Annotated in this window: 15 protein-coding genes; 6 read left to right on the plus strand and 9 right to left on the minus strand. The window is 65.1% G+C overall.

Going from position 1 to position 17,176, the window contains the following annotated elements; all coding sequences use genetic code 11:
• The first annotated feature begins 76 nt into the window (after positions 1-76).
• Positions 77-829 carry a SapC family protein gene (locus ACODTW_RS22885; RefSeq protein WP_488948433.1) on the plus strand — a complete coding sequence of 251 codons (753 nt, stop codon included), beginning with the start codon at positions 77-79 and terminating at the stop codon, positions 827-829.
• Between the two features lie 227 nt (positions 830-1,056).
• On the plus strand, positions 1,057-1,473 hold the full coding sequence (locus ACODTW_RS22890; protein ID WP_488948435.1) for an HRDC domain-containing protein: 417 nt from the start codon (positions 1,057-1,059) through the stop codon (positions 1,471-1,473).
• Between the two features lie 189 nt (positions 1,474-1,662).
• On the opposite strand, the gene ACODTW_RS22895 is transcribed toward ACODTW_RS22890, so the two are convergent.
• The 5 genes from ACODTW_RS22895 to ACODTW_RS22915 all read right to left on the minus strand — a co-directional run bounded on the left by ACODTW_RS22895 (position 1,663) and on the right by ACODTW_RS22915 (position 8,957).
• Positions 1,663-3,267 carry a phosphoenolpyruvate carboxykinase gene (locus tag ACODTW_RS22895; protein WP_488948437.1) on the minus strand — a complete coding sequence of 535 codons (1,605 nt, stop codon included), beginning with the start codon at positions 3,265-3,267 and terminating at the stop codon, positions 1,663-1,665.
• A gap of 203 nt (positions 3,268-3,470) precedes the next feature.
• Entirely contained in the window at positions 3,471-4,484 is a 1,014-nt protein-coding gene (locus tag ACODTW_RS22900; RefSeq protein ID WP_488948439.1) for a hypothetical protein, read from the minus strand.
• 186 nt (positions 4,485-4,670) lie between these two features.
• Entirely contained in the window at positions 4,671-6,065 is a 1,395-nt protein-coding gene (locus tag ACODTW_RS22905) for a serine hydrolase domain-containing protein (RefSeq protein WP_488948441.1), read from the minus strand.
• Between the two features lie 155 nt (positions 6,066-6,220).
• A complete protein-coding gene (locus ACODTW_RS22910; RefSeq protein WP_488948442.1) occupies positions 6,221-8,140 on the minus strand; it encodes an amidohydrolase in 1,920 nt (639 codons plus the stop codon).
• A gap of 70 nt (positions 8,141-8,210) precedes the next feature.
• Positions 8,211-8,957, minus strand: a complete 747-nt coding sequence (locus ACODTW_RS22915) for a HugZ family pyridoxamine 5'-phosphate oxidase (RefSeq protein WP_488948444.1) — start codon at positions 8,955-8,957, stop codon at positions 8,211-8,213.
• Between the two features lie 171 nt (positions 8,958-9,128).
• Between ACODTW_RS22915 and ACODTW_RS22920 the strand changes: the two genes are divergently transcribed.
• Positions 9,129-9,827, plus strand: a complete 699-nt coding sequence (locus ACODTW_RS22920; RefSeq protein ID WP_488948446.1) for a response regulator transcription factor — start codon at positions 9,129-9,131, stop codon at positions 9,825-9,827.
• A 128-nt stretch (positions 9,828-9,955) separates the two neighbouring features.
• Entirely contained in the window at positions 9,956-11,683 is a 1,728-nt protein-coding gene (locus ACODTW_RS22925; RefSeq protein ID WP_488948447.1) for a stimulus-sensing domain-containing protein, read from the plus strand.
• A 24-nt stretch (positions 11,684-11,707) separates the two neighbouring features.
• On the opposite strand, the gene ACODTW_RS22930 is transcribed toward ACODTW_RS22925, so the two are convergent.
• Together ACODTW_RS22930 and ACODTW_RS22935 are read right to left on the minus strand one after the other, a co-directional pair.
• A complete protein-coding gene (locus ACODTW_RS22930; protein ID WP_488948448.1) occupies positions 11,708-12,082 on the minus strand; it encodes a YciI family protein in 375 nt (124 codons plus the stop codon).
• 116 nt (positions 12,083-12,198) lie between these two features.
• On the minus strand, positions 12,199-12,744 hold the full coding sequence (locus ACODTW_RS22935) for an SH3 domain-containing protein (protein WP_488948449.1): 546 nt from the start codon (positions 12,742-12,744) through the stop codon (positions 12,199-12,201).
• Positions 12,745-12,961: 217 nt separating this feature from the next.
• Between ACODTW_RS22935 and ACODTW_RS22940 the strand changes: the two genes are divergently transcribed.
• Positions 12,962-13,951 (plus strand): 2-hydroxyacid dehydrogenase, encoded by a 990-nt coding sequence (locus ACODTW_RS22940; RefSeq protein WP_488948450.1) that lies wholly within the window; start codon positions 12,962-12,964, stop codon positions 13,949-13,951.
• A gap of 12 nt (positions 13,952-13,963) precedes the next feature.
• On the opposite strand, the gene ACODTW_RS22945 is transcribed toward ACODTW_RS22940, so the two are convergent.
• A complete protein-coding gene (locus ACODTW_RS22945; protein ID WP_488948451.1) occupies positions 13,964-15,010 on the minus strand; it encodes an EAL domain-containing protein in 1,047 nt (348 codons plus the stop codon).
• A 162-nt stretch (positions 15,011-15,172) separates the two neighbouring features.
• Here ACODTW_RS22945 and ACODTW_RS22950 point away from each other — a divergent pair, with 162 nt between their 5' ends.
• The gene (locus ACODTW_RS22950; protein ID WP_488948452.1) at positions 15,173-15,445 is read left to right on the plus strand and encodes a DUF6968 family protein; all 273 of its coding nucleotides are present in this window, start codon (positions 15,173-15,175) and stop codon (positions 15,443-15,445) included.
• A gap of 23 nt (positions 15,446-15,468) precedes the next feature.
• Here the strand turns inward: ACODTW_RS22950 and ACODTW_RS22955 are convergent, their stop codons facing one another.
• The gene (locus ACODTW_RS22955; protein ID WP_488948453.1) at positions 15,469-17,064 is read right to left on the minus strand and encodes a peptide ABC transporter substrate-binding protein; all 1,596 of its coding nucleotides are present in this window, start codon (positions 17,062-17,064) and stop codon (positions 15,469-15,471) included.
• Positions 17,065-17,176: the final 112 nt, after the last annotated feature.

Consider the following 17,176-nt stretch of genomic DNA (forward strand, 5'->3'; position numbering starts at 1 on the left):
GCTTTCCGGCAGTTGAAGGGCACCTCTAGCGCCGGGCGGACGGCCGCCCATGCCTATTATTGCCGGGACTGATCACATGACCGACGTCGCCAACGCCGACGCTCCGCCGCAGATGCCGCTGCTGTACAAGAACCCGATGGCTGTCAGCTCGCAGCGGCATGCCGATCTGAAGGTCAAGCGCAACCGCACCTTCAACTACGCCGCCAAGGTCCATGCCATTCCCGTGCTGGCCGAGGAACTGCCGCAGCTGCAGAATTATTATCCGCTGGTGTTCGGCCCGGGCCCCAGCGCCGGCGTGATGGCTCTGCTGGGCCTGCGCGCGGGTGAGAATCTGTTCGTGAATGCCGATGGCAGCTGGGCGGACCGCAACCAGATCCCGGCCTATGTCGGCCGCTACCCCTTCCTGCTGGTGGAAATCCCGGAGGACAAGCGTCTGGTCCTGATCGTCGAGGAAGACGAGGAGATTCTGCGCCGCGACGGTGACATCCCGCTGTTCCAGGACGGCAAGGGCACCAAGGAAGGCGAAGAGATCCTGAACTACTGCGTCGCCTTCAACGAGTCGGCCCGCCAGACCCAGCTGTTCTGTGAAGAGGTGGAGAAGCTGGGCCTGCTGGTCGATCAGCGCGCCGAGGTGGTGACGCCCGATGGCAAGCAGCTGGCCCTGTCCGGCTTCCGCATCATCGACGAGGCCAAGTTCAATGCGCTGCCGGACGAGACGTTCCTGGAATGGCGCAAGCGCAACTGGATCGGCCTGGTCTATGCCCACTTCGTGTCGCTGGGCCGCTGGCAGAACCTGATCGACCGGATGGGCAAGAAGGACGCCGCCTGAGCATCCGGCCTGACAGGCGCATGATCAGAAGGGCTCCGGCGGGAAACCGCCGGGGCCCTTTGTTCTTTCCGGGACAGGTTCCTGCGCGGGTTTCCAATCGTCAATCCGGCAAAACCCATACGGAAGATAGATGCCGATGTCTCCGGTCGCTTGTATAGTGTCGGTCACGGGCTTCCCCCATCCCAAGGGTGGGGATGCCGGCCGTCGCAACAGGGCAGGTCGACATCATGAATCTTGAGCTTCGCACCTTCACCATCCGTGACGCTGCCGCCGAAGAGGATGAGCTGCGCGTGGCCAATTTCCTGCGCACGGTGGAGGTGGAACGCATCGACACGTCCTACGCCGAGGGCGGCTGGCGGTTGCTGGTCCATTACCGCGACCTGCGCCGCAAGGAAGAACAGGCCCAGATCGAAACGGCCATCCAGCAGGCGCTGAACAGCTGGCGGTCGGAGGTGGGCCGCAATCTGGGGGTCGACCGCGAGGAGGTGATGAGCAATCACCTGCTGGGCGAGGTTGCCCGTTACGCCCCCACGACGGAGGTGGAACTGTCGGTCATCATCAGCAGCCTGGGCGAAGATGCCCATGCGCGCGGGTCGGAGATCGTGCGCGTCGTGCGTCAGACCATGGAAGACCTGACGGGCTGACACCATACCAGTCCCTACGGGCGGCGGGCTGGTGGCTGGCAGCCGCCAATCGGCCTTTGGCAGATTGGTTCCGTTCCCGACTGCTGCCGGCGCGAGGCCTGAAACGAGGCCTGAAACAAACAAGGCCGGGGGAGCGATCCCCCGGCCTTCTTCGTCCCTCCCCGGTCTTGGAGGGATGGTGGCGTGTCTTTACGCGGCGGTACGGATACCGGCGCGCACGACCTTCTCGTCCACCTGATCGGCGAATTGCACGAAATTGGCCTCGAAGCGGCGCGCGACCTCATGGGCGGTGCTGTCGAAGGCCTTCTTGTCGGTCCAGGCATTACGCGGGAACAGCACGTCGTTGGGCACGCCGTCGCAGCCTTCCGGCACGGCCAGGCCGAAATTCGGTTCCGGCTTGTGCGGGACCGTGGCCAGCAGGCCGTTCAGCGCCGCATTCACCAGCGAGCGGGTATGGCCGATCTTCATGCGGCTGCCCGTGCCATAGGAACCGCCCGTCCAGCCCGTGTTGACCAGCCAGCAATTGGCCCCATGCGCCTTGATCTTCTCGCCCAGCAGTTTGGCATAGACGGTGGGATGGCGGGGCATGAAGGGGGCGCCGAAGCAGGTGCTGAAGGTGGCCTGCGGCTCGGTCACGCCCTTTTCCGTGCCAGCCACACGGGCCGTGTAGCCCGACAGGAAATGGTACATGGCCTGGTCGGCCGTCAGCTTGGAAATGGGCGGCAGCACGCCGAAGGCATCGGCCGTCAGCATGATGATGTTCAGCGGCTGACCGCCGCGGCCCGTTTCGCTGGCATTGGGGATGAAGTCGATCGGGTAGGAGGCACGGGTGTTTTCCGTCAGGCTGGCATCGTCCAGGTCCAGCGAGCGGGCCACCGGGTCCATGACGACATTTTCCAGCACGGTGCCGAAGCGGCGCGTCGTCTCATAAATCTCCGGCTCGGCCTCCGCCGACAGGCGGATGACCTTGGCATAGCAGCCGCCTTCGAAATTGAAGACGCCATTGTCCGACCAGCCATGTTCGTCATCGCCGATCAGGGTGCGGCTGCTGTCGGCGGACAGGGTGGTCTTGCCCGTGCCCGACAGGCCGAAGAAGATGGCCGTGTCGCCGTTGCGGCCGATATTGGCGGAGCAGTGCATCGGCAGCACGCCCTGACCCGGCAGCAGGAAGTTCAGGATGGAGAAGACCGACTTCTTGATCTCGCCGGCATAGGAGGTGCCGCCGATCAGGACCAGCTTCTTCTTGAAGTTGATGACGACGAACACGTCGGACCGGGTGCCGTCGCGTTCCGGCACGGCATGGAAGTCCGGCGCCTGCAAAACCGTGAAGGCCGGTTCGAAATCGATCCGTTCGGCCAGTGGCGGGCGGATGAACATGTTCTGGGCGAACAGGTTGTGCCAGGCATGCTGGGTGACGATGCGCACCGGCAGGCGGTAGGCCAGATCGGCCCCGGCATAGAGATCCTGCACGAACACTTCACGACTCTGCAGGAAGGCCGTCATGCGATGGTGCAGACGGTCGAACGCCTCTTCCGTGAAGGGCTTGTTCGGCCCCCACCAGATGTCGTGGGCCGTCGTCTCTTCCTTGACGGTGAACTTGTCGTTGGGGGAACGGCCGGTATGCTGGCCGGTGATGGCAACCAGCGCGCCGTCCTTGGACAGCTTCGCCTCGCCACGGCGCAGCGCCTGCTCATAAAGGGCGCCAACGCTGAGGTTCCAATGAGCGGCCTTCAGATTGGCCAGACCCAGATAATCCAGACCGAAGCTGCTGATGACGGGACCGGTATGTTCCACGTTCGGTATCTCCCTAGACTTGTCACGGGCCGCGCCCGTTGACCGGGCCTGTCCGCCTTGTAACCGGCCCAAAGGGCGCTACAGGGCTTTTTATGTAACGGCGTTTGTACACTTACCGTTCCGATTTCGGCGTGGCAACCCCTGCCTGCCGCAAGGGTCGCAATGCCGCCGGGCATGCCGCTCCACGGTATCGATGTCTTTTGTCAAAAGCCGGCGGGACGCTGCACGCCCAGGGCGGGGCAGGAGCGGTTCAGGCGTCCGGCCTTGCCGGCGGCGGTCATTTCGTCTGCCAGGGCCTGCGCCGCGCGGTCGATTTCCCGCGCCAACTGTGCATCCGCCACCGACCGGGCCTGCGCTACGAGTGATTGAAAATCGGGCAGCACGGCCGCCGCACTTTCCCCCGCATTCAGCCGGTCCAATGTGCGGGCGATGGCGCCGGAGAACAGGTCCGACGCGGCCTGACTGTCGGGCCTGGCCCCCTTGGCAGAACTGTCGGCCAGGGCTGCCAGTTCATCCTTCGCGGCCAGGGCGTCGCTGGCGTAATCATCCTTCGACCGGTCACACGCCTCCGTCAGCCGTCCGCCCTTTTCCAGTTTCAGATGGATGGTGGTGGAAGGCGAGCAGGCATGGCAGAGCGGGCCATAGCTTTCGAAGGTGTTCAGAAAGCCGGTGATGATCAGGTCGGGATCGGATGCCGTCACCTCGCGCAGGGCGATCCGGTTGTCCTGGGGTTCCACCGGCAACAGTTTGTCGCCGTCCAGCCGCAGCGGCAGCAGCTTTTCACAGCCCATGCAATTGCCGCCCGTCGCCGCCTCGATCAGCAGCAGGGGACCGAAGGCGGTTTCCACCACCGGGTCCTCCGACGGGCTGACATAAGCCAGTTCCGACGGCAGGGTGATGGCGGCAACGGGCTTGGGCCGGGCCTTGTCGGCGCGGTGGTACAGCTTGATGATTGTGGAAACCCCGCCTTCCGGCTCCTGTTCCGGGGCCAGACAGGGACGCCAGCCCACAACCAGCCATTCCCCGCCCTTGGCGGCGGCGGACTGGCCCACGCCGGTCAGGGCCAGTGTCGGCTCGGCAATGCCCTCTCGCGCCAGGGCCTTAGCCGTCTCCGTTTCCTCCGGCGACTGGCAGGATGATGGTGGCCGATCCGCCAGGGCCGGCCCCGTCAGGGCGAGAAGACCAAAGGCAAGCAGCAGCATTCGGAGGAAGGGCATTTGGAGGTCCGGGCAGGAGAACTGGCCATCGCAACTGCAACATGATGCAACATGACGAAGGGGTGTGTTGCAGATGGGGTTGCGGCGCGGCGCGGCCAACCGCAAGGAATATATACCCAGATCCATCCAAAGCCAAGGAGGAGAGAACCGACAGGCAGCGGCGCGGTGACGCTGACTGTCGCGGCGTCACCTTGGTTGTTCAAGGGGCGTGTTGTCGCTGGCTGGGCGCATCAGGTCGACCTTGCCGGCCACATCCAGGCCGAACAGCCAGACCATCGACCGGTATTGGAAATCCACGCGGTAGCGGCGCAGATGCCGGCCGTCGGGCGTGCGCAGCTGTTCCATCAGGCGGAGGCCGGTCACGGGACCGGCCCCGGTCAGCAGGGCGCTGCCGAAATCCTGGAAGAAGCCCTGCATCATGCCGCCGGCCTGATCGGTGAAGCCGTCCTTGTCCAAGGCCCCGGCCGCGGCGCTATCCAGCGCGTGGCGCAGGCGCTGCGTCATCTCCGGCCGGTCATCCGGGATGAAACGGCTGGCGTCAGTGACATAGAAATCGGCGATGCCTTCCGCCAGCAGTGGGTACAGCCAGCGCTGATTGGTCAGGGCCACGATGGTCAGCTTCTCTTCCGGGAAGCGCAACAGATCGGCCAGGGCCGGGCCGCCGCTGTGCCCCACAGCGACATGGCCCCGGTAATCATGCCGGGTCCAGCCGATGCCGAAATCGCCGGGCGCGCCATCGCTGAACGGCCGTACCTCCCACAGGGCGGCCCAGTCCGCGGCCGGCAGGGCTGTGCCCTGGTCAATGGCCCGGGCGAAGCGGGCCATGTCGTTGATGCTGGTCAACAGCCCGCCCGCGGAATAGCCGGCGGGCGTGTAGCCGAAATCATCCCGGATCTGCTGGCCATCCCTGAAGACATGGGTGGTGGCGGCCGCATCCTTCCAGGGGGCTGGTTTTTCTGTCGGAAAGCCGCTGGACGTCATGCCCAGCGGGGCCAGCCCCCAGGTGCGCAGGGCGGCCGGGAAGGGCTGGCCCGCCTTGTTTTCGATCACGGCCTGCAGCACGACGAAATCGGTGAAGCCATAGCGCGAGCGGCTGCCCGGTTCATAATCCAGCGGCGCCTTCTGGGCGGCGGCCACGATGTCAGCTGTGCTGGCATCGGGGCTCAGGCCCAGCCGGTCAGGCAGGCCCGACGAATGGGTGGCCAACTGGCGCAGGGTGATGCGCGACCAGCTTTCCGGGGCTTGCGGAAAATGCAGGCGCAGATTGTCGTCCAGCGACAGCAGCCCGGCCCGTTCCATGCGCATCAGGGCCACGCCCGTCAGCATCTTGGTGGCCGATGCGATCTGGAACGTGTGGTCAGGGGTCAGGCGGGTATGGGTAAAGGCATCGGCGTCGCCATAGGTCGCCAGCTTTTCCAGCTTGCCGTTGCGCACCACGGCCACTGCCACGCCCGGTATATGGGTGCGCTGCATGAAGCCCTGGACATAATCATCCACCTGGTCGGCCTGCACGGGGCCGGACAGCAGACCGGTGGTCGCCAGCAACAGCAGGGCGACCGGACGAAGGCGACGGGCAAGCATGGGGGCGTGGACCTTTGCCGGTGACGGATGCCGCCGTCAAAGCATCCGCCATGCCAGCCGGAAAGCCCCGGGAAGCTGCCGTGGCGTCGGCCGTCACATCCCCCCTGCTGTCCGCTTCCGGACAGTCAGCGTCCGGAAACGGACAGCAACCGGTATCAGGCTTTGTACACCTGCCGCCCGTTCACCCAGGTCTCCTGCACCTTGATGCCGGCGATCTGCCCCGCCCTGCCATTGTTGGCATAGGCGACGGGATCACCATCCAGGATGACCAGATCCGCCATCTTGCCGACCTCCAGCGTACCGACATAGGCGTCGGCATGGCATTGCCAGGCGGCGAACCGGGTCTGGGCCATCAGGGCCAGTTCGATGGACACGCATTCGGCCGGGTTCAGTACCCAGCCGCCTTCGGCCCCTTCGGTCAGGCGGGTCACCGCATCCTGCACGCGCTTCAGCGGGGTCAGGGGGCTGACGCCGTAATCGCTGTGCAGGGAGAAGGGCAGGCCGGCATCATAGGCTGACTTGCAGCGGTCCAGAAGCTGTACCCGGTCTTCGCCCAGCAGCTTCTTCAGCACCGGCCCCCACTTGGTCACATGTTCGATCAGGAAGGAGGGCACCAGCTTCAGCGCCGCCATGTCGGCGATCTGCTGATCATGCAGGATGGAGCAATGTTCGATGCGGTTGCGCAGGTCACGCCGCAGCAGCCCCTGCTGGTCCACCTCCATGAAGCTGGCCAGGACATTGTCGATGGCCCCGTCGCCATTGGCATGGATCATCACCTGCCAGCCCCGGCGCTGGGCCGCGGCCAGCGTCTGGGTCAGGGTCTGCGGATTGATGTCCATGTTGCCGCGCGTGTCGGTGCCCATATATTGCTGACGCGTCCGTTCCTGACCCCAGGCCGTATAGGGTTCGCGCAGCAGGCCGGTCACGCCCTGGTTCGACCCGTCGGCGAACAGCTTCACCGCCTGTTTCAGGAACATCGGGTTGCTGACATCGGGGCCGCTGTCGGTCAGCACCTCCGCACTGCCCGGAAAGGCCCATTCATCGATATAGGCGGCACTGGCCAGACGCACGGGATGGCCGAAGGCCATCATGGCTGCGTCCAGGATCACACGCTCGGCCTGCACGCCCACCGCAATGCCCGTGGCGGCATCGTTCAGCATGGTGTTGCCGTTGGCGACCGCCATATGGAACAGCTTTTTCAGGTTGCCGGCCAGGGACGCGAATTCCCAGACCAGCGTGCCCGGCGATTTTTTCAGCACATTGCCCGTCAACCGCTGGGCCGGGGTTTCCACCAGGATGCCTGATGCCGTGCCCTTTGCCGGGCCGTCCAGGAAGGTGGCGACCTTGCCGCCGAAGACAGGCGGCGGATAGGCTAGGTCGATGCCGGCCATCTGCATGGCCCGGCGGTTCAGGAAGCTGATATGGCCGGACCCGGCAGCCAGAACGATGGGGTTCTGCTTTTCCGCCTTGTCGGTGCCGAACAGCGCGTCGAACCATTCGATGGTGGGGTTGACCCATTCCGCCATCTGCGACGGATCGATACCGGCGCCCAGGATCAGCGTATCCTTGCCCGGCGCCTTCTTCAGCGCTTCGTGCAGCAGATGCTCGACATAAAGGATGTCATAAGTGCCGGTGGCCGGGGGCGACAGATCGATGAAGCCCATCTCCGCAGCACTGGCCACGATATGCATGTGCGGATCGACGAAGCCGGGCAGCAGGGTGCGGCCCTTCAGGTCGATCTCCTTCGTGCCATGGGGCGCCAGCTTGCGCATGTCCGCCAGACTGCCCAGGCCGATGATCTGCTGGCCCTTGACCAGCATCGCGTCGGCCACCGCACCGAAATCCGCCAGGGTGCGGATGGTGCCGCCATGGAACAGATAGGCCGGATCAAAGCCCAACAGCCTGGCCAGCCCCTCGGCCGCCTCCTCCACCAGATGTCCGATGAAGGAACCGGCCGCCGCCGCACCCATCGCCTGCTGCGCGTTCTGTTCCAGAATATCGGGCGGCAGGGCGGCGATGGGGGCCAGATTGTTGCGGATTTCAGGTGCGCGCGCGTGGAAGCAACCGGGTCCCATGACATCCTCCGATAGAGTGTTGCCAAAGGAAACTATCGCAGAAACAGGCAAAGGTATATGACTTTTATGTCTACTTGTCGGGGTCTGGGTCCCGAGCCTTTGCAACCAGACGTACAAGTTCGGCCCGTGCCGCCTTGGCGTCGCGTACCAGGGTGGCAAAGGGCAGGCGGGCCGTTTCCTGGCCGGCACGCAGGTCGCATCCTTCCGGATCGATCCCCGTCAGGCGCCAGTCTCCGGCTGGCTGACCCAGCAGGCGCGTGGCGTAGAGGGCCACGGCGTCGGCATGATCCTGGTTCATATGGCCGACAATATCCGCTTCCCGCGCCGACAGGTCCATCCAGTCGACAGGCGGCAGGGTCAGCGCGTCGGCCGCCAGATGGTGGATGCGGCCGAATCCGGCCACCAGATGCCCGCGCAGCGGCGTCACCCGCCACAGGGCGAAATCGCGGAAACCGGCATAGGCGTTGGCCGACGGGTGGCGGGCGATGAACCGTTCCGTCAACCGCGCATCGCCCGCCCTTTCTGCGCGGCCCTGCACCGACAGGCGCGGCCCCGTCAACCGGTCGGCATGCCCCTCCGTCCCGTCGAACAGCAGGCCGCAACGCGGGTCCGCTTCCAGATTGCGGGTATGTTCGGCCAGACGGGAGATCAGCAGCAGGGGCGTGGCGTCCAGGTCGAACCCGACCAGCACCAGCGACGGGCTGGGCCATCCCTCCAGGCCGCCCTCCACCCCCGGCCGGGTCAGCGTGGCCAATGTCGCCTGACCCGACGCCCGCATCAGGGCACGGGCTTCGCGGCCCAGGTCGGCTGTCTCCAACTCTTGATCTTCCCTGATTGCTGTCATGGATCCGGCCTTGCCATCGGTTCTATATCTTATCGGCTCTTCCCCGCGCCGCATTGATGACATATTGAAAGTTAAGCTGGATTTGGCAAACCCGGTCTTTCGGGGGTACTCCCCCGGTGGACCGGCACAGGTTGGAGAAGCAGCGTGGCCCAAGTGATCGCCCTGGTCGATGACGACCGCAACATCCTGACGTCCGTGTCCATCGCGCTGGAAGCCGAAGGGTACGAGGTCCGCACCTATGGCGACGGGGACGAAGCCCTGCGCGGCATCAGCACCCGGCCCGTCGACATGGCCGTGCTGGATATCAAGATGCCGCGCATGGACGGGCTGGAACTGCTGCAGCGCCTGCGCCAGACCACGCAGATGCCCATCATCTTCCTGACCTCCAAGGATGATGAGACGGACGAGCTGCAGGGCCTGCGCATGGGGGCCGATGATTACATCAAGAAGCCGTTCAGCCAGCGCCTGCTGATCGAACGCATCAAGACCCTGCTGCGCCGTACCGAACTGGCCCAGGGCAAGGGCACGGCGCCAGATCCGGGCCAGACCCTGGTGCGCGGCGAGCTGGTGCTGGACGGTGCCCGCCATCTCTGCACCTGGAAGGGCCAGGAGATCGACCTGACGGTCACGGAATTCCTGCTGGTCAAGGCGCTGGCCGTCCGCCCTGGCCATGTGAAGAACCGCGACCAGCTGATGGATGCCGCCTATGGCGAGCATATCTATGTCGATGACCGCACCATCGACAGCCACATCAAGCGCCTGCGCAAGAAGTTCAAGGCCGTGGACGACGACTTCCAGCAGATCGAAACGCTGTATGGTGTGGGTTACAAGTACAAAGAGTGATGTTCCCTCAGGCGCCGGGCGCCACCATCCGGTGGCTTGGGCTTACGCGCCAAGAGGCGCGGGCCGCCGGTCGGCGGCCTCCGGCTTCCAGGCCAATGGAAGCCGGTTTCACAGGGAGTTAGGGTGCGGTGAAGCGTCCGTTTCGCGATCCGGCTGGTAATGCGGCCGAGGGCGCCGCTGTCCGGCGCCGCGTCCGGCATTTCTCGCCGCTGACGCTGCGCATCCTGGCTGTCAACATGCTGGCGCTGGCCATCCTGCTGGGCGGGTTGCTGTACCTGTCCACCTATCAGCAATGGCTGATTGACAAGGAACTGTCGGCACTGACGACAGAGGCGCGGATTTTCGCCGGTGCGCTGGGCGAAGGCGCCATGCAGCCGGCCACGGACGAGTTCAACGAACCCGCCAGCCAGCTTTCCTATGAACTGGCCCGGCAGATGGTGCGGCGCCTGGTGGAGACCACCGACACCCGCACCCGCCTGTTCGCCCCCAATGGCGAACTGATCGCCGACAGCCGCGTGCTGGGCGGGGCCAAGGGCGTGGTGCAGATCGAGGAACTGCCGCCGCTGCGCGACGGCAACCGTCTGACCGAGATCGGCATCGCCATCTATGACTATATCGTCAATGCCGTGCCGGAGCGGGAACATCTGCCCGCCTATCCCAGCGAAAAGGACCCGACGGCGGAGAATTATCCCGATGTGATGAAGGCCCTGGCGGGTGAGCTAGGCCGCAATGTCTGGCGGATCGGCCGGGCCGACGGGCGCACCGACATGGTGCTGACCGTGGCCGTGCCCGTGCAGCGCTACAAGAAGGTGCTGGGGGCCGTCTATATCTCCCGCTCCGGCACTGCCGTCGATGTGGCCGTGCGCCAGTTCCGCATGGATATATTGCGCCTGTTCGCCATCACCCTGGGCGTGACGGTGCTGCTGTCCTTCTATCTGGCGGGCACCATCGCCCGGCCCATCCGCAAGCTGGCCAATGCCGCCGACGAGGTACGTCATGGTCATGGGCGACAGGTCACCATTCCGGATTTCTCCCGCCGCCGGGACGAGGTAGGAGACCTGTCGGACAGTCTGCGGGAAATGACGGCCGCCATCTGGAACCGCATGGACGCCATCGAACGGTTCGCGGCCGACGTGGCGCATGAGATCAAGAACCCGCTGACCAGCATGCGCAGCGCCGTGGAGACGGTGCAGCGGGTAAAGACGGACGAGCAGCGCCAGCGGCTGCTGTCCATCATCCACCATGATGTGCAGCGGCTGGACCGGCTGATCAGCGACATTTCCAATGCCAGCCGTCTGGACGCCGAACTGTCGCGCGCCCGCACGGAGCCGGCCGATGTGGGCCAGATGCTGACCATGCTGGCCAATATTCATGACGCCACCCTGGGTAATGAAGAGGCCCTGCGCGAAGCGGCCGCGTCGGCCGGTGCGGATCTGGCCGATGTGCCGCCGCCCGTGCGGGTGGAGGTGGAACTGCCCCTGACCAGGACCGGCCTGATCGTGCCGGGCCTGGAAGGCCGCCTGACCCAGGTGTTCCAGAACCTGCTGTCGAACGCCCTGTCCTTTTCCCCCGCGGGCGGGGTGGTGCGGTTCAAGGCCAGATCCTTCGCCGACCGGGTGGAGATCACCTGCGAGGATCAGGGGCCGGGTATCCCGGAAGGCAAGCTGGACGCCATCTTCGACCGGTTCTACAGCGAACGGCCGAAATCGGAAGCCTTCGGCAAACATTCCGGCCTGGGCCTGTCCATCTCCAAGCAGATCATCGAGGCCCATCAGGGCCGCATCTTCGCCGAGAATATGAAGGCGGCGGACGGGACCGTGACGGGCGCCCGCTTCACCGTCGTCCTGCCGCGATAGGATCGGTCCGGGCGCCCCGCGCCGTCACCCGTCGACCAGACTGGCGAAATCCGCTTCTTCATAGAAGGGGCGGATTTCAATGTCGCTGGGGCCGGGCATGGGGTTGGGGCAGCGCTTCACCCAGGCCACCGCCTCTTCCATGTCCTTCACCTGCCAGATCCAGAAGCCGGCCACCAGTTCGCCGGGCGGGCCGAAGGGGCCGTCGCTGACGCGGCGCGCGGTTCCATCGAAATGCACGCGCTTGCCCAGGGATGACGGTTTCAGCCCGTCGCCCGACTGCATGATGCCGGCCGCCATCAGTTCCGCGTTGAACCTGCCCATGGCTTCGAACAATTGCGGGTCGGGCAGCAGGCCCTTTTCGCTGTCCACCGTGCCCTTGACGATCACCATCACGCGCATCGCTTCCTCCATTGCCTTGGTCCTGGGCCGCAACCCGATGATCAAGGAACGGTGATGACAGGGCGACTGCCGACAGTGGCATGCAAAAAAATTCGGGCGAGTCCAGGTGGGGGACGTCAGTCCTCCACCTCCTCCTTGGGATAGACGCCCCAGAAGCCGGTGCGTTCCAGCCAGCCATGATAGCCCTGGACCTCCACCTCGCACCATTCGCCCTTGCAGGAGACAAGGCGGCCCATGACGCCGGGTTCGGCCTGGGCCACGGCGGCGGCGGACGCGCTGGGCCGTTCGCGGATGGTGCGCAGCTCCCCGGTGATGACCAGGGTGCGGCGGCCCGACAGCATGGATTGGTGCACCCAGCCCTGCGTGCCCTCCACATCGCGGATGCGGCGCCAGGTATCGAATTCCGCCGTGATCTCCACCGGCATGCCGGGCCGCACGAACACCCATTCGATGGGGTAGGAACGGCCGGGGCCGGTGCGGATATTCACTTCCGCTGACCGCAGGGAGACAAAGCGCGGAACCGGCAGGCCGCTGCGCACGATCATGTCCGATCGCGGGTCCGTTTCCTGACCCAGGCCCGTGGCCGGGGTCAGCAGGGCGGATGCGGACAGCAGGCAGCAGAACAGCAGGCGGCCGCTGGCCGCGATCCCTGTCCTGCGCACCTTGTTCGCCCGTGAAAACCGCAACGCCCAGCCCCGAGTCCCAACGGCGCAACAGCGCGCCGGATCGTTAACAGACCCTTTGTGCCGTACCGCCGATGGCCGGGTCAAGCATCAGCCGTGCGTTCAGCCGCGACAGCTTGTCGGGCGCGCTTGGCATGGACAATTCAGGCCCCGGCCATTACTGCTAATTCCGTCCAGTCCATGGGAGGAACGGTAAATGGCCGAACGCAAGAAGCCCCTGGTGATCGTCACGCGCAAGCTGCCCGACGTGATCGAGACCCGGATGATGGAGCTGTTCACGACGCGCCTCAACCTGGACGACCACCCGATGACCCGGGCGGAGCTGGAAGAGGCGGTGAAGAATGCCGACGTGCTGGTGCCCACCGTCACCGACACGATCGACGAGGCGCTGTTGAACCAGGCCGGGCCGCAGTTGAAGCTGATCGCCAATTTCGGCAATGGCGTCGACCATATCGATCTGCGCGTGGCCCGGGCCAAGGGCATCATTGTCACCAACACGCCGGGCGTGCTGACTGAAGACACGGCCGACATGACCATGGCCCTGATCCTGGCGACCGCACGCCGCCTGTCGGAGGGCGAGCGGCTGGTGCGCGCAGGGCAATGGAAGGGCTGGGCGCCGACGATCATGCTGGGATCGCGCATGGCGGGCAAGCGGCTGGGCATCATCGGCATGGGCCGGATCGGCCAGGCGGTGGCCCGTCGCGCCAAGGCCTTCGGCCTGTCCATCCATTACCATAACCGCAAGCCCGTCCATCCGGAGGTGGAGGCGGAACTGGATGCGGCCTATTGGGAAAGCCTGGACCAGATGCTGGCCCGCATGGACATCGTCGCCATCACCTGCCCGCGCACGCCGGCGACATATCACCTGCTGAACGCGCGCCGTCTCGCCTTGCTGAAGCCCACCGCCATCCTGGTCAATATCAGCCGCGGGCAGGTGGTGGACGAGGCGACGCTGGCCCGCATGCTGCAACGCCGCGAGATCGGGGCCGCCGGCCTGGACGTGTACGAGGACGAGCCCAATGTCGATCCCAAGCTGTTGAAGCTGGATAATGTCGTGCTGCTGCCGCACATGGGCTCGGCGACGCTGGAAGGCCGTGTCGACATGGGCGAGAAGGTGATCGTCAACATCAAGACCTTCGTCGACGGGCATCAGCCGCGCGACCGCGTGCTGGAAATGATGTTCTGACCGGTCCCGGACTCACGCCGCCAGCGCCGGCCGGCCCAGCAGATAGCCCTGCACCAGATGGACGCCGGCCGCGCGGACCCAGTCCAGTTCGGCCGGCGTTTCGATCCCTTCCGCCACCACCTGACAGCCCGTGTCGCGGGCAATGCCGACCAGGTGGCGGACGATGGATTGCTTGTAGGGATCGGCATCGACATTGCGGATCAGGGCCATGTCGATCTTCACATAGTCCGGGCGCAGTTCCTGCAGCATGTTCAGCCCGGAAAAGCCGGCACCGATATCGTCCAGCGCCACGCGGAACCCGGCCTGCCGGTAAAAGGCCAGGATGCCGCGCAGATGCGCCTGATCCTTGACCTCCGCCGTCTCCGTCACCTCGAACACGATATTGGCCGGGGTCAGGCCCATTTCCTGCACGAAGGAATGGGTCGTGCGCAGGCAGTAGGACGGGTCATAGATGCTGGACGGGTTGAAATTGACGAACAGCCTTGCGTCGGGTGCGCGCCGCGCGGCCATGGCGCGGATCGCCTCCCGCCGCGCCACCAGATCGACGGTGAACAGCAACTGCGTCTCCGCCGCCACCGACAGCAGCGCACCGGCGGCGACAATGTCGCCATTCTCCTCCCGCCCGCGCAACAGCGCCTCGTAACCGAAGACGCTGCCATCGGGCCGGCAGATGGGTTGCAGCATGGAAAACAGCCGGTCGCGCTCCAGCATCCCCACCAGCCATTGCCCCTTCACCGCCGCCACCAGCCAGCGCAGCGTGCGCGTGCCCATCCAGTCCGACAGGCTGGGCGTGCGGCCGGCATCCAGCAGCAGGGCGCGCGTATGTTCCATCTCCTCCTGCGACAGCAGACCGTTGGCCTCTGTCACGAAGATGCCCATCCGGTCGGATGGCAGGCGGATGTCCAGACAGTCGGGATCATCCACTTGCGTCAGCACCAGCCCCCGCCGGTCCGCCAGTCCCGCCAGCTTCTCTCTTGTCCGCACCGTCGGCGTGGACAGCAGAAGCCGGTTGTCGGCATGGATCAGGGTCTTGATCTTCTTGCAGTCAGGGCAATGCATGGCGCTCTCCTTCGGTGCCAGTGACATCGCTCCCGCGGGCGGGCTTTCAAGGGAGACCATGGCGACGCCGGAAGGGGTGATTAGGGTCTGGCCAAATCGAAGGCGCTGTGAGCCAATCTTCCCACGCTTGGTCTTGGCGCCGGGAATGGGGGGACGGAGCACATGTCGATGGTCATCGCACAGGACAATGCGGTCAACGCGGGCGGACAGAACTTCGAGTTCATGCTCTATAAGCCCGAGAAGCTTGAAAATGATCCGTTGACCTGGACGTGCCGGTACAGGGTCATTTCAGATGGAATTAACATTGATCATAAAATGTATGGCGTTTCCTCTCTTCAGGCATTGGCCCTGGCATTGAATATTGTTGCCGTCAGGGCGGGAATTTACGGGGTCAATCTGGCATTTGCCTCCGTCACGACCGACGCCTGTTCATGAAAACCTCTACACCAGCCCCTGCCTTACCGTGTCACCGTCAGATAGCGCGACAGATGCAGGTTGCGGATATTGTCCTGCCAGCCGCCGACGCGACTGGCCACCAGATGGGTGGTGACATAGGTGTAGATGGGGATGACGGGGGCGTCGGCCAGCAGCATGGCTTCGGCCCGTTCCATCAATTGCCGCCGTGCGACCGGGTCGATCTCCGACGCGGCGGCGCGGACCAGCCGGTCATAGTCGGGATTGGCATAGCCGGCATGGTTCTGGCCCTTCACATCTGACATGAACAGGGACAGGAAGGCATAGGCGTCGTTGTAATCGCCGATCCAGCCGCCGCGCACGATGTCGCGGAACTTCCCGTCGGCCCGATATTGCAGCAGCACCTTCCATTCCATGTTCACCAGCTTGGTGCGCACGCCCAGCTTCTGGCGCCACATGCTGTCCATGGCGATGGCGATCTTCCGGTGATTCTCCGACGTGTTGTAGAGGATTTCCACCTCCAGCACCTTGCCGCCGGGTCCGTAACCGGCCTTGGCCAGCAGCTCCCGCGCCTTGGCGTCGCGCTGGGCCTGGGTCAGGCGGGCCCAGTCGGGCAGGGGGGCGTTGTAATTCTCCGTCCCGGGCGGGGTGATGGCATAGGCGGGGATCTCGCCAGCCTGGGTGATCTTGTCGACGATCAACTGCCGGTCGATGGCCATGGACAGGGCCAGGCGCAGCTCGGGGCTGGATTTCCAGGGCTCGTTGCGCAGATTGTAGGCGAACCAGTAGGTGGAGAAGAACGGCGCCAGCCGCAGGTCGCCCGGCATGTTCTGACGGACCCAGCCGATCTGGCCGTCGGGCAGGTCATAGGTGATGTCCAGTTCCCCTGCCCGGAACCGCTTCATCTCCGCATCGCGGTTTTCCGTGGGATAGTAATAGACCGCGTCCAGGGCCACGCTGGCAGCAGCATGGAAATGCGGGTTGCGCACCAGCTTGATATGTCCCTGCGGCACCGCCTCGGCCAGCATATAGGCGCCGTTGGAGACCAGCTTGCCGGGGCGCATGAAATCTTCCCCCTGCCGCTTCACATTGGCCTGGGACAGGGCATAGGTGCAGGGATGCTGCAGGGCCGCCAGGAAGTAGGAGGTGGGGGCCGCGAGGGTGACACGCAGGGTCAGGTCGTCCACCGCTTCCACGCCCAGGGTGTCCGGCGCCGCGGTCCCCTTGGACAATGCCTCGGCATTCTTCACCGGCCACAGGAAGAAGGCATAACGCGACCCCAGGGCCGGGGAGAGCAGGCGCCGCCAGGAGAAGACGAAATCCCCGGCCGTGACCCGCGTGCCGTCCGACCATTTGCCATTGGGCCGCAGATGAAAGGTATAGACCAGCCGATCCTCGCTGATCTCCCAGCGTTCGGCGGCACCGGGGACGACGCGGCCATGGGCGTCGGCCGTCACCAGCCCTTCGAACAGGTCGTACTGGATCCAGCTTTCGCTCTCGCCTGTGGATTTGTGCGGATCCAGCGTCTCCGGTTCCGCCCCGTTGCCGCGGTGAAGAACCCCCGCCGCCCCGGCCGGTGTCGCGGTCAGGCAAAGCAGGATCAGGAAAGCCGACAGGATATTGCCCAATATGCGCCCCACGCCGACATTCCCCCATTGCCGCCTATCCGGTGGCGGGAATCATAAGGGGGCCTGTGCCACGTCGGCAAAGAAAAAGGGGCGGCAGCCCGCCGGCCGCCGCCCCCTTATACGT

Source organism: Niveispirillum sp. FG148 (assembly GCF_057809655.1).